The organism is Candidatus Limnocylindrales bacterium, assembly GCA_035626395.1.
In the GTDB taxonomy this organism is placed as follows: domain Bacteria; phylum Desulfobacterota; class Binatia; order UBA1149; family CAITLU01; genus DASPNH01.
This window is the reverse complement of record DASPNR010000031.1, coordinates 385,609-398,483: the sequence shown is the minus strand read 5'-3', so window position 1 is coordinate 398,483 and position 12,875 is coordinate 385,609. Positions and strand designations below refer to the sequence as shown.

Sequence of the window (12,875 nt, the reverse complement as noted above, 5' to 3'; positions counted from 1 at the left end):
CAGCCGCCGCGTCATTGCTGCTCGCCCGGCTGCGGGCGCGGCGCGCGTGCCGGATGGATCCAGCCCGCCAGCAGTGAGCATGCCCGCGCAAGGCGCGGGCCCGGCCGCAGCAGCATGACGGCGTCCCCGGTCGCACGGTCGGAGCTGGGGTAGACGCGCTGCGCCGCCACGGCCGGAATGGCGGGATGATCGTTCCACGCCGACTGCGCCGATTGCGCCGTACCCTCTCCTGCCATGGCGATGGTCAGGTCGATGATGACCTCGGGCGCGTTCTCGATCAGGAATTCATGTCCCACGCGCGGCCAGCGCCCCCTGAGGCCGGAGGCGACGTTGGTGCCGCCGGCGATGGCGACCAGCTCGCCGAGATAGCTCTCGGGTCCGGCCAGCACGAGCGGGTCGCGGCCAACGACCACCGCAACCCGTGGCCGCGCCAGGCCCTGGACCGATGCCGAGGTCGCCTCGAGCTCCGCCTCCAGGTGCGCGACCAGGTCGGCACCGGCAGCCGCGACGCCCGCCGCCGAAGCCACGTCGCGAATCGCCGCCTTGGCCTCGGCCAGTCCGCCCTCGCTCCGCACGACGGCGATGCGGACACCCGCGCGCTCGATTGCCCGCACCGCCGGCTGGTTGCCCGGCGTCGGGGACGTGATCACGAGATCGGGCGAAAGCGCGACGATGGCCTCGGCGACGGGCGCGACGAAGCTGCCTACCCTGGGAAGCGAAACCACCTGTTCCGGAAAATCGCAGAAGGTGGACACGCCCACCACTCTGGGGCCAGCACCTATGGCAAACAGCGTCTCGGTCACCGCCGGTACCAGCGAAACGATGCGCGCAGGCGCATTGGCCGCCTCCACGGTGGCTGGACCGGGGGCTGATAACGACATCGCCGCGGCCGCGGCGGTGACCCGAATGCCCGCGAAGACGCGGGTGAGAGTACCGCGATGCGGTGGAGGGCGGCGCACGGCAGTGCCGCCTCCCGATGTGTGTCGCGGCGGGTCGGGAAAACTGCCGCGGGTGCTCGAATGAATCGTAGCCATGGGCGTCAATGTTTCCGAAGCCGACGGAACGGGAGTTTCCCCTCCTTTTTCTTCCGCCCGTTGGCGACTCCTGGACGGTGCTCCCCCCACACTGTCCAGGGAGCCGGAAAAAAGGTCGCCGGGCCCGGCCCCTCCACAGGCCCTTCGACCTCCGGTCCTAAAGATACCGGGCAGCCGTTCCCCCCCGCGGCTGCCCGGTTTTTCTTTGTCTCTTCCCGTGTCGCAGCCGGTCCAGGACGGTTTCCGCAAGATGGCGCGGGCCGTCGCGGTGCGCCGGAGCCGCGGCCGGCCGTCGCGCCAGCGTCGCGTGCGCTGCCCTTGTGCGCGAAGCGGGAGCCGCTCCGGCCGCGCGCGCTAGCGCCGTTCCTGCAGCTTGGAGAGCAGGCGTAGGATCTCGAGGTACAGCCAGACCAGCGTCACGAGCAGCCCGAACGCCGCGTACCACTCCATGTACTTGGGTGCGCCGCGCTCGGCGCCCTGCTCGATGAAGTCGAAGTCCAGCACGAGGTTGAGGGCGGCAATGCCGACCACGACCAGGCTGAAGCCGATGCCTACCATGCCGCTGCCGTGGATGAGAGGGATCGAAGTGCCGAAGAAGCTCATCACGAACCCGATGAGATAGACGAGCGCGATCCCTCCGGTGGCAGCGACCACACCGAGCTTGAAGTTCTCCGTGGCCCGAACGAGCCCCGAACGATACGCAATCAGCAGCGCGCCGAGGGTCCCGAAGGTGAGAAAGATGGCCTGGCTGACGATGCCGGGATAGCGCGCCTCGAACGCAACCGAAATGCCGCCCAGCGCAAGGCCTTCGAGCAAGGCGTAGCCGGGTGCGGTCACGGGCGCCCACTCCTTCTTGAACACGGTTGCCAGCGCCGTGATCAATCCGCCGACGATGCCCACCATCGTCAGGGTGTTGACCATCGGGTCGCCGGCGCGGCCGAGGTTCCAGGTGTAGGCGGCGGTGGCAATCAGCAGTAGCAGCGCGATTGCAGTCTTGTTGACGGTTCCGCCGACGGTCATGGCATCGCCGGCGACGCGGGGAACTCGGAAGGTGTCGGCGCTGAGGGCGGGGTTGCCCGAGCGCATGGCTAGATGTTGGCTCATGCACCGATCCTATCCCCGCCCGTTCTCAACGCGAAGCTCTCCATTGCGCCGTTTCGCGACAGCGGCGCCGGGCGGTTAGTCTGCCGCCCATGCCTTCCTCGCACTGGCACGGGCAGGCAATGAGGGCCTACCTCTTCGACCGCTGCCTGCTCGTACAGGCGCAGACGCTGGTGGTGGACCGGCGGACCAGGCCATACCGGCGCCTGGCGGCAACCATCATCATCGCCAACCGCGGCGACGTTCTGCTCGAGGCGGGCGACAAGCCGCCGGCGCGGTATGAGGGGGTGCTGGTCGCGCCGAACGTGGCCCGCCGGTTCATCGAAGCGGTCGACTGCGACCTGACCATCATCGACGCCGGCATCACCAGCACCGCCTACCGCGCTCTGGCTCCGAGGCTCGCACGCAACAGCATCCAGCGGATCGATGCGGAGGCGCTCGCGCGGGCTCGCGAGGTTTGCCGGCAGTCGTTCGGCGGCGAGGTGGCCTGCTCGGCGGCCATCGACCTGTTTCATCGAGTGGTTGCCGCCGTGGCCGGCGATGCGCCGCCGGCGCCCGAGTACGACGCGCGGGTCCGTCGCGTGCTCGAGCTGTGCGAGGAGCGCCGCCTCGACGAGCTGGCGGTTTCGGCGCTCGCCGCCGAAGTGGGATTGTCCGAGTCGCGCCTGCGGGCGCTGTTCGCCAAGCAGATCGGATGCACCCTGCCGCAGGTGCGACGCTGGATCGCCGTGTGGAAGGCAGCGATGCTGTGGCGCGAGGACCTGAGCTTCACCGACGTCGCGCACATCGTAGGTTTCTACGATCTCGCACACGCCGATCACGTTCTTGCCGAAACGTTCGGCATCAGCCCGAGCGACATGATCGACCGCTCCAAGCTGCAGTTCCACCGTTGCTGACGCCGCCGCCCTCGGCGCGTGCCGTCGCCTGACAGCCGCGCGCGCCGGCCGCTGACGTCGCGTGCGTCAACTCTCGCGCGCGCCGCTCCGGGCGCTGCTCAGGAACGTCTGCAGCTGGAAGTCGCGATGGCTTCCGGCCGTGACCCCCTTGATGTACGGCTTCCATCGAGGAGGCGTGGCGGGCTTGGGATCGTCGCCCATCACCGTGACGCGCTGGATGATGCGGTCGCCTTCGAAGTCGTTGAGCACGTGGTGCTGCGTGCAGCGATTGTCCCACATCGCGATCGTTCCCGGCGTCCAGTGATAACGCACCGTGAAACGCGGGCTCGCCACCCAGCGCGTCAGGAACGCCAGGATCACCTCGCTCTCCTGATGGCTCAGCTCGACGATGCGGCGCGTGAAGTGCTCGTTGACGAACAGCGCCTTCCTGCCCGTCTCGGGGTGAACGCGTACGACCGGGTGCACCGCCATCTGCTCGGGCTTGCCGTGAGGATGCGCGTCGTGCAGCGCCGAGAGGCCGTCGCAGAATTCGCGCATCGGCGCCGAGAGCTCGTCGTAGGCCTTGTAGGTGTTGGTCCACATCGTGTCGCCGCCGACGTCGGGACATCGGACCATGTGCAGGATCGCGATCAGCGACGGCCGGGCCTGGCACGACAGGTCGCTGTGCCATTCATCGGCCACCGCGCCCTGGCCGCCGTAGGCATGCAGCTCGAAGAACTCGGGACGCTCGGCACCGATCGACAGGTTCGGATGCGATTCGAGCTGGCCGAACAGGCGGCCGAACGCGATGTGCTGGTCGGGTGTCAGTCCCTGATCGGGGAAGAACAGCACCAGGTGCTCGGTCAGCAGCGCCTTGATCGCCTCGGCATCGGAAGCATCCGCCGCGGCCAGCGAGATCCCCCGGATCTCGGCTCCGAGCGACCCCGACAGTCGCTTCACGTTCCAGGTCGCGGTTTTGGTGACGGTGTTCGCAGCGGTCGTCATGTAGCCCTCCGAGTGTCGCAGCCGGTCCGGCGGATTCGCGCCGGACGATACCAGCTTGCCGCCGATGCATCGAGGACGCTCCTTGACATGTGAATCCCGGTTCACTAGTGCGTGAATCCTGATTCACTGCGGACGCCGGCCGTCCGGCGGCGCAGGAAGCGAACGGCACGCTACGGCCGCACCATTCCGCGACCAGGACGTGCGGAGAAGCGAACGATGAGCACGGCCATTCTCGCCGACGACCCCACCGTCGTCGGCCGCATCCTCGAGCACATCGACCACCGGACCACCGACCTCGGCCGCGCAATCTGGCGCGAGCCGGTGGACAACTACCGGAGCGCGCAGCGCTACGACGCCGAGCTCGCGCTTCTGCGGCGGCTGCCGAGCGCGTTCTGCCCGTCGGCGGCGCTGCCAACTTCCGGGTCCTACGTCGCACGCCGCGCCGCCGGAACGCCGATCCTCGCCGTGCGCGGCGAGGACGGCTCGGTGCAGGCGTTCCGCAACGCGTGCCGTCACCGAGGCGCGCAGCTCGTCGATGGCGCCGGATGCGAGAAGGCATTCGTGTGCCGCTACCACGGCTGGACCTACGGCCTGAGCGGCAATCTGCGCCACGTGCCGCACGAGCACGGCTTTCCCGGGCTCGACAAAGGGGTGCGCGGGCTCGTGCCGGTGAAGACGGTGGAAACCTCCGGAATCGTATTCGTGACGCAGAACGAGCCCGTCGCCGGCGCACCCGACTCGGCGGCCAGCGCCGCCTCGCTGACCGATCTGATCCCGTCACGCTTCCGGTGCGTCGGCCCCAGCGCCTACGAAGGCGACGTCGCGGCCAATTGGAAAATCATGGTCGAAGGCTTCCTCGAGGGCTATCACATCCGTTCCACGCATCGCGGGACCTTCTACCCGCTGCAATTCGACAACCTCAACGTCGTCGAGCACTTCGGCGACAACACCCGCATCGCGTTTCCCTACAAGTCGATCCATCGGATGCGCGAGGTTGCGCCGCCCCTGCGCAGCGCCGAAGGCACGCTGACCTACGTCTATCATCTGTTCCCGAACACGATGGTGGCGACGTTTCCCGGCCGCATCTTCCTGGTGTCGGTGGAGCCGCTGAGCATCGACAGCACGCGCCTGGTCACGTACATGCTGACCGACCATTCGCCCGACGACGCGGACGCCGCCGAGCGCATCACCACCGCCTCCCAGCTCGTCGACGCGGGTGCGGCCGAGGATCGCGAAGTGGCTTGCGCGATCCAGAGAGGCCTCGCCACCGGCGCGAACGATTTTTTCGAGTTCGGGCTCTTCGAATCAGCCATCGGCCATTTCCACCGAACCCTCCATGCGGCGCTCGAGACCGCTGCTCGAAGTGCAGCGTGAGCACCAGACGCCCCACCGCGCGCCGGCGCAGCAAGAAGAGCGCAGCGGCCGGTGATTCCTCCGCGAGCGGCGCGGGCAACGCGCGCACCGCGACGCGCGAGCGGCTGATCGACGCGGCCCGCCAGCTTCTCGAAGAAGGCGGCTATGGGGCAGCGTCGGTGCAGGCGGTCGCCGATCGCGCAGGCGTTGCCGCCGGCGCGATGTACCGTCACTTCCCTTCCAAGGCGGAGTTGTTCGTCGAGGTGTTCCGGCACGCCGCTGCGCATGACCTGGCGGCCGTGGATCAGGCGGCAACCGGCGGGACCTGCATGCAGCGTCTGGAAGCGGCAGTGGCAGCGCATGCCCGGGGCGTGCTGCGCCACCGGCGCCTGGCATGGGCACTGCTTTACGAACCGGTCGATCCACTCGTCGACGAGGAACGGTTGGTGTACCGGCGGACCTACTGCCGCCACATGGCCGGCCTGCTGCGACAGGCCGTGGCCGCCGGCGAGATTCCGCGCCAGGACGTCGAGCTCAGCGCTGCAGCGCTGGTCGGCGCCGTCGCCGAAGCTCTGGTCGGACCGCTCTCTCCCGTGGCGGGACAGATGGAATCCGCCGAGCGCATCATCGCCACTCTCGTTCGCTTCTGCCGGCGCAGCGTGGGCGCCGCCGATGCACCTGCGCTGCGGCAGGTGCCCGGCACGCGCAGGAAGCGGCAGCACTGAGAGCCGCCCGGGTTGCCGCGGCCGGCGGCCAATGCAGAGGATCAGCGCGCGCGGTCGCTGCCGCGGCCGCCTCCTCCACCACCGCCACGCGGCGCCGACATGCCGGCACCTCCACCTCCGCGCGGTCCTCCGTCGCCGCCCATTCGCGACGGCGAATAACCGCCTGACGAGCGCGGAGCTTCGCGCATCGGCGGCGGCGAGGACGAGCGCGGCGGCGGCGCCACGCGCTCGATCTCCCGCGACGTCTCGCGAACATTCGGCCGCGGCCGGTCCATCTCGCGCGCACCGGGCGGCGGCGCTGAGGGCCGCGGGCTGGGCGCGAACTGGCGACGCGGCTCGGGCCGCGGCGTGGGGGGCTGGCGCCCGCTCGGAGCGAACTCGGGCCGCGTGCTTCGCGGTTGCGGAATCGTCCGTTCCATCTGCGGCCTCTGCGTGGGCTGACGCGTCGACGGCGTGCGCGTATCGATGCGCTCGCGCGGCTCGGGCGCGCGCCGCGAATCGAAGCGATCGTCGGGACGCTGAAAGCCGCCGCGACCGCGGTCGTCGAAGTCCTGGCGCTGGCGAATGCGATCTTCGGTGGCCGGAGGCCCACCGCGTCGGTCCTCGGGTCGCCCTGCCGCGCCGCCGGGCGGCACCGCGCTCGGCCGCTGCGCCGGCGCCCGTTCGTCGCGACCGCGCTCGTCGACGGTGCCTGAAGGAGTGCGGCCGCGGTCGCCGCCGCCGCCGACGTCCTGCATGCGACCATCACCGCCGCGGCCGTCGCGATCGCGCTCGCCGCCACCGCGGACGTCCCGCATGCGATCCTCGCCGCCGCGGCCGTCGCGTCCGCGCTCGTCGCCACCGCCGACGTCCCGCATGCGATCCTCGCCGCCGCGGCCGTCGCGATCCCGCGTGCGGTCCTCGCCGGCGCGGCCGTCGCGATCGCGCGTGCGGTCTTCGCCGGCGCGGCCGTCGCGGCCGCGATCGTCGCCGCGCAGCGTTTCCCACGCCCGCCGCTGCTGCTCGCGCTCCTCGCGCGATTGCGGCTTGGCCACCCCGATCTTGTCGGGCGTCTTGTCGCGGGCCTGCCGGACCTGCGGGCGGAACACCTGCACGCGATCGCGCTGTCCTTCGCGCGCCCTTCCCGGCCTGTCGGCGCGTTCGATCTTGGCGGGGCGGATCGGGCGTCCGGTTGCGCGCTCGACGATGCGGCGGTCGAGAGCGCGGCCGATCGTTTCCGGGCGGCGGCGATCGACACGGATCTCTCGCGCGCTATCGCGAATGCGATCGCGTTCGCGCGCATCGCGAATCTGGCGCCGGCCTACGCGTGGCGAGGTGAAGTCGCGATCGCGCGTGAAGATCCACGGATCCCAGTCGCGGCCGCGATGACGGCGGTGCCAGTCATGATCGTGGCGGTGGCGGTACCACCAGTGATGATGATGGTGATGATCGAAGTAGTCCGGCCACAGCGGCGACCATCCGATGTAGCCGCCGCCCACGCGCCAGCTCACCCATGCCGGCGCCCACGTATAGCCCGGCACCCACGACCAGCCGTAGAACGGATCGAAGTACCAGCGGCCATAGTGGTACGTCGCCCAGCCCCAGGGCTCGTACGACGACCAGTACCAGCCGTACTCATCCGCCCACACCCACTCGCCTTCCGTGTAGGGCCGCCATCCAGCGGCAACGCCTGAGGGCGACCACACCCAGCCGAACTCGGCGTGCTGCACCCAGCGGCCGTGCGGAGCCAGCGAGCGATAGAAGTAGTCCTCTTCGACGACCTCGGCCGATGCCGGTGGCGGCGCTTCGCGATATCCGGCGTCGTAACGCTCATCGTATCGCTGCTCGTAGCCCCGGTCGTCGTAGCGCTCCTGGATGCGTTCCTCGTAGACCGGAGCGCTCTCGTACTCGGTGTCCTGGTAATAGCGGTCGTCGTAGCCCTGATTGTATGGGACCTCGACATGCTCGACTCGGCGAGTCGCACACGCGCCGCTCGTCACGGCGACGGCCACGGCAACAAGAACAGGAAGGGGGGTGCGAGTCTCGATCATGCCTCCGTTATAACAATGGCCTCGCAGGCTAGTAAGGCGCCCGAGCCTTGGCCGGGGCCTCCTCGCAGCCTGGAGCACGCACAACGGGCGCAGCGCGTCCCTCAGTTGATGGCGCGTCCCTCAGTTGTTGCCGCTCAGGCTCCACAGCGCCGCCATGCCGAACGGCTGCCAAGCGAGCGCGATCGCGTAAGCCAGCTCGGCCCACACCAGGACGTAGACGGCGGCGCGACGGGCAGCGGGGCTGGCCTTGCGCCGTTCTGTTCTCAGAACCCGCTGACGTCGAGGCGTCCGCCCGTCACGCACATGCCTGCCATCGACGGCGTCGGCACCGCGCTTGCCAGGATCGCGCTCTTGATCTGCGCGCCCGTGGCAGCCGGATGCCTGGCCTTGTACAGCGCGGCCGCGCCGGTGACGTGCGGAGTTGCCATCGACGTCCCGCTGAAGGTTGCATAGCCCGCCGAGACGCCGCCGAGCAGCTTCCGCACCGGCACCGTCGAGACGATCGACGACCCGGGCGCCGCGATGTCGACGCTGGTCGCGCCGTAGTTCGAGAAGCTCGAGCGGCCGCCGCTGGACGTGATCGAGGCAACGCTGATCACGTTGGCGTTGGGATAGCTGGCCGGATAGCTGGCGATCACGTCGTTGTTGTCGCCGTAGCCGTCCAGGCCGCCATTGCCCGCCGCCGCCACGAACAGGATGTCGGCCGCACGAGCGCGCTCGATCGCATCGTACAACGCCTGCGAGTAACCGCCGCCGCCCCACGAGTTGTTCGTCGCCACCAGATTGATGCCGTGACGCTTCTTCAGGTCGGTGAAGTAGTCGATGGCGCGCAGCGCGTTGGCCAGCGATCCGCCCTCCGGGCCAAGGAACTTGCCCGCCAGCAGCTTGACCTTCCAGCATACGCCGGCCACGCCCTGGCCGTTGCCGCCCTCGCCGCCGATGGTGCCGGCCACATGCGTGCCATGATCGTCGGCTGCGCCGTCGAAGACGCTGTTGTTGTTGGCGGCGAAGTCCCAGCCGCGCACGTCGTCGCGATAGCCGTTGCCGTCGTCGTCCTTGCCGTTGCCGCCGATCTCCCCGGGATTGCGACCGTAGTTGTCGTTGAGATCGGGGTGGCTGTACATGACGCCGGTGTCGATGATGCCGACCCACACCGTGCTGCAGTTGGTCTTGTTGGCTGCCCACGCCTCGCCGGCCTGCGAGCCGTAGACGGCCCGCGGCGAGGTCGCATCGCCGTACATCCCCCACAGATAACCGGATGTGTAGTAGGAGTCGTTCGACGCAGCCTGATGCGTGTACACGAAGTTGGGCTCGGCGAAGGCGACCGCGGGATCCTCCTCGATGTCGCGCACCGCGTTGGCAACGCCGTGCCCTGGAGGAATGCGCACCAGTTCGAGCTCGCCGCCGCCGTCCTTGTCGGCGCGCCACTTCTCATCGAGCAGAAGCTCCTTGCGCTGGCCGCCCACGCGACCGCGCGCCGCGGCCTTGCCGCGCTGCGAAACGCCCGCACGGTACTGCACGACGATCTCGTCGCGCACGTGCGCGTGGCGCTGCAGCTCCTTGGCCACATCGTCGGCGCGGTCCGCCGCAGCGGGCGCCGTCAGAACAAAAGAAAGCGCGCTCGAGCCGAATGCGGCCAGCGCGAAGGCACGTGTACGTGACATCAGAGCTCCGTTCTCCCGGCCCATTCCGGGCCGGCCTGTGAAATCCGGGGCGACTTGGAGCTTCGCCCCCACCCATCGCTTCCGCCGCAGCCGCGAAAACGCCGCTGCGACTACGTCCTGCCAAAGTAAGAAGCGCGGCCGAAGTGTCGAGGAATGGCCGCAAAAAGTGTCAACGCCCCGAGGGCGAAATGCCGTTTTCACCGCCGCCGCCGTGCCACCCGCCGCGTTTCGCCCTCCGGCGGCTCGCTCGGTCTGTCGACGTGCGTGAGCGGGGAGTGACGCCGCGGGCCCGCGTCCTCTTCGACCGGATTGGTCACCGCCGCGAAAAAAGACGACAACGCGCGAATGCGCCCGATGAACGACATCGAGAAGCGATTCGCGCAGGGCCGGCTGTTTCCGTTCGCGCCTTCGGCAACCATCGACATCGATGCTCCGGCGGAGCGAGTGTGGGCGGTGCTGACGGACTTCGAGCATTACGGAGAGTGGAACCGATTCACCCCGAACGTGGAGTGCAGCGGCCGCATCGGCGACGAGGTCGTCCTGCAGGTGTGCTTTCCGGGCAGAAAGCCGATGCGTCAGATCGAGACGCTCAACGTATTCGAACCGCCGCACCGTCTGGCGTGGGGCATGCACATGCTGGCGCCCACGCTGCTCGTCGCCAATCGTTACCAGACCGTGGAGGCACTGGGGGCGGCGCGCACCCGCTACACCAGCATCGACTATCTCAGCGGGCTGCTCGCCCCGCTGGTGCGCGCTCTGTACGCCGCGCACATGGAAGCCGGTTTCCGCCTGGCCGCCGAAGGGCTCAAGCATCGCTCGGAGCGGCAGTAGCGGCTGCGCGGCCGCGCCGCTCGCGCGAATAAATGCGCGGCGGCCGGGGTCCTCTCACCCATGGCGCCCTCTGCAAAAGACACCTCGGAAAAGAGCTACGACTCCAAAGGGAAGGCGCGCCAGGATCATCTGGCGGCGGGCAAGGGGCGCAGCGTCGACGCCACCGGCGATGCCGCCGATCCTCCCGGTGGCGGATCGGCGCGCGTGTCGGGCGGATCGAAGAACCCGCCCACCGCCACGACCCCCGTCAAGCGCGCCCGCAAGGGCCGCTGATCGTCGCACGCCTCAGTGGCGCGGCCGGAACGCCAGCGGCAGCCGGCCGAGGACGCGGAACAGCGAGCGTCCCCACTCCACTTCCTCGCTCGCCAGCTCCAGATCGCGCACGCGCCGGACCAGGGTTGCGATCGCGATCTGCGTCTCCATGCGCGCAAGGTGCACGCCCAGACAGAAGTGGGCGCCGCCGCCGAAGGCGAGGTGGTCGTTGTCGGTGCGGCGGATGTCGAAGCGTTCGGGATCGGCGAAATGCGCCGGATCGTGATTGGCCGCTGCGAGCATGCACATGACGGGGCGGTCGCGCGGGATCGTCTTGCCGCCGAACTGCGTATCCTCGCGCGTGATGCGGATCGTGAGCAGGATCGGACCGTCGTAGCGGAGGCATTCCTCCACGGCGCTGCCGATGAGGTGGGGGCTCTCCTGCAACAGCTCGAGCTGGTCCGGGTGCGTGACCAGCGCCCTTACGCCGTTGCCAATCAGACCGATGGTGGTCTCGAAGCCGGCGATGAGAAGGCCGATCGACTGCGACAGCAGCTCGGTCTGGCTCAGGCGATCACCGGCCTCCTCGGCCCGGATCAGCTCGCTCAGGATGTCCTCTCCGAGATGTTGGCGGCGGTCCGCGATCAGTTCCTGGAAATACGCCGCCAGCTCGTCGGCGGCGGCGGCGCTGCGCGCAATGGCGTCGGGCGGCAGCAACGCCGCCGCCAGCAGGTGGGTTGCCAGGGAGGTCCACTCGGTGAACCGGGCGCGGTCGGCGAGCGGAACACCCATCATCTCGCAGATGACGGTGGAGGGCACCGGAAGCGCAAGGTCGCGGATCACGTCGAGCTCGCCACGCTCGATGACCTCGTCGAGCAGCTCGTCCGCCAGCTCCTGCACGCGCGCCCGCAAGCGGTCCATCGCGCGCGGCTTGAACGCCTGGCTCATCAGCTTGCGAAGGCGCGTGTGGTCGGGCGGGTCCCGTTGGAGGATGAACTGGTTCACGCCGCCCGCGGTCGCCGCCATTCCGAACGCCGTCCCGTCCGAGAAGCGTACGCCCGAGGGCACCTCCTTCAGCATGCGCACGACGTCGTCGTAGCGTGTGAGCCGAAACAGGCCGATGGGCGTTTCGTTGACCGGATCGTGGTCGCGCAGACGCGCCAGCAGCTTGTAGGGATCGCTCTGGCGGGCGAGCTCGGGCGGGAAGACTCCGAGCCAGGGATCGTCCTTCCAGGACTCGTCGGATGCAGCGGCCGGCGCCGGTCGTTCATGCGTCGCGCCCATCGTGACACCTCCTGTTGCCGCCCCTTTGCGACAACGCCGTTGTAACGTGCATCCGACCGGTGGTCGAACCGGAGCCCCTCGCGCGCCGTCCTTCCCGTGTCGACGCGAAACAGCACCACCGATGGCGAAGACACGTTAAACTCGGCTCGAGCGAAAAGGAGGCTGCGCATGTCCGACATGAAGCTGCCCGACTGGATCGAAGACCATCTCCGCAAGTACCTCGAGAGCGACGGCGCCGAGGGGCACATCTGGAACGGCGTCCCAACCCTGCTGCTGACGACGATGGGCCGTACGACGCGCCAGCCGCGCACCATCCCGCTCATCTACGGCCGCGACGGAGACCACTACGTGATCGTCGCCTCCCGCGGCGGCTCGCCCGAGCATCCGGGCTGGTACAAGAACCTGCGCGTCGAGCCGCTCGTGGACGTGCAGGTCGGGCCGGAAAAGTTCCGCGCCCGCTCCCGCACCGCCACGGGCGCCGAGAGGGAGCGTCTTTGGAAGGAGATGGCCCGTATCTGGCCGGCCTACGACGACTACCAGCGCAGCACCTCCCGCCAGATTCCCGTCGTGGTCCTCGAACGCACCTGACGTGGCGGCAGCCAGGCCGGTCCGCCGGCCTGGGCGGCGGCCTCCGGCGCCGGCAGCGATCGAAACAGCCGAGGGGCTCTACAAAGCGCGCGCGCTGGCATAAGGTGCCGGGCCAACCGCGGTCCGCGCGCCG

General features: G+C 69.2%; 12 protein-coding genes. 6 read left to right on the top strand and 6 right to left on the bottom strand.

What is annotated here, in order from left to right:
- Positions 1 to 11 precede the first annotated feature (11 nt).
- A complete protein-coding gene (locus VEC57_13250) occupies positions 12 to 1,034 on the bottom strand; it encodes a helical backbone metal receptor (GenBank protein ID HYC00094.1) in 1,023 nt (340 codons plus the stop codon).
- 354 nt (positions 1,035 to 1,388) lie between these two features.
- The gene (locus VEC57_13245) at positions 1,389 to 2,138 is read right to left on the bottom strand and encodes a Bax inhibitor-1/YccA family protein (protein HYC00093.1); all 750 of its coding nucleotides are present in this window, start codon (positions 2,136 to 2,138) and stop codon (positions 1,389 to 1,391) included.
- 119 nt (positions 2,139 to 2,257) lie between these two features.
- Here VEC57_13245 and VEC57_13240 point away from each other — a divergent pair, with 119 nt between their 5' ends.
- Positions 2,258 to 3,031, top strand: a complete 774-nt coding sequence (locus tag VEC57_13240; protein HYC00092.1) for an AraC family transcriptional regulator — start codon at positions 2,258 to 2,260, stop codon at positions 3,029 to 3,031.
- A 66-nt stretch (positions 3,032 to 3,097) separates the two neighbouring features.
- Here VEC57_13240 and VEC57_13235 read toward each other — a convergent pair whose 3' ends face one another.
- Complete coding sequence (locus VEC57_13235; GenBank protein ID HYC00091.1) at positions 3,098 to 4,015, bottom strand: TauD/TfdA family dioxygenase; 918 nt, start codon at positions 4,013 to 4,015, stop codon at positions 3,098 to 3,100.
- A gap of 216 nt (positions 4,016 to 4,231) precedes the next feature.
- Here VEC57_13235 and VEC57_13230 point away from each other — a divergent pair, with 216 nt between their 5' ends.
- Positions 4,232 to 5,389, top strand: a complete 1,158-nt coding sequence (locus VEC57_13230; GenBank protein ID HYC00090.1) for an SRPBCC family protein — start codon at positions 4,232 to 4,234, stop codon at positions 5,387 to 5,389.
- Positions 5,386 to 6,093, top strand: coding sequence for a TetR/AcrR family transcriptional regulator (locus VEC57_13225; GenBank protein HYC00089.1), 708 nt, complete (start codon positions 5,386 to 5,388; stop codon positions 6,091 to 6,093). Before VEC57_13230 ends, VEC57_13225 begins: the two co-directional genes overlap by 4 nt.
- 41 nt (positions 6,094 to 6,134) lie before the next feature.
- On the opposite strand, the gene VEC57_13220 is transcribed toward VEC57_13225, so the two are convergent.
- Positions 6,135 to 8,123, bottom strand: coding sequence for a DUF6600 domain-containing protein (locus VEC57_13220; protein HYC00088.1), 1,989 nt, complete (start codon positions 8,121 to 8,123; stop codon positions 6,135 to 6,137).
- Positions 8,124 to 8,386: 263 nt separating this feature from the next.
- Positions 8,387 to 9,787: a S8 family peptidase gene (locus VEC57_13215; protein HYC00087.1), complete on the bottom strand. Its 1,401-nt coding sequence runs from the start codon at positions 9,785 to 9,787 to the stop codon at positions 8,387 to 8,389.
- A 354-nt stretch (positions 9,788 to 10,141) separates the two neighbouring features.
- Between VEC57_13215 and VEC57_13210 the strand changes: the two genes are divergently transcribed.
- Together VEC57_13210 and VEC57_13205 are read left to right on the top strand one after the other, a co-directional pair.
- Complete coding sequence (locus tag VEC57_13210; protein ID HYC00086.1) at positions 10,142 to 10,618, top strand: SRPBCC domain-containing protein; 477 nt, start codon at positions 10,142 to 10,144, stop codon at positions 10,616 to 10,618.
- Positions 10,619 to 10,678: 60 nt separating this feature from the next.
- A complete protein-coding gene (locus VEC57_13205; GenBank protein HYC00085.1) occupies positions 10,679 to 10,891 on the top strand; it encodes a hypothetical protein in 213 nt (70 codons plus the stop codon).
- A 12-nt stretch (positions 10,892 to 10,903) separates the two neighbouring features.
- Here the strand turns inward: VEC57_13205 and VEC57_13200 are convergent, their stop codons facing one another.
- Positions 10,904 to 12,154 carry a cytochrome P450 gene (locus VEC57_13200; GenBank protein ID HYC00084.1) on the bottom strand — a complete coding sequence of 417 codons (1,251 nt, stop codon included), beginning with the start codon at positions 12,152 to 12,154 and terminating at the stop codon, positions 10,904 to 10,906.
- A gap of 168 nt (positions 12,155 to 12,322) precedes the next feature.
- On the opposite strand from VEC57_13200, the gene VEC57_13195 reads away from it, so the two are divergent.
- Positions 12,323 to 12,742 carry a nitroreductase family deazaflavin-dependent oxidoreductase gene (locus tag VEC57_13195; GenBank protein ID HYC00083.1) on the top strand — a complete coding sequence of 140 codons (420 nt, stop codon included), beginning with the start codon at positions 12,323 to 12,325 and terminating at the stop codon, positions 12,740 to 12,742.
- Positions 12,743 to 12,875: the final 133 nt, after the last annotated feature.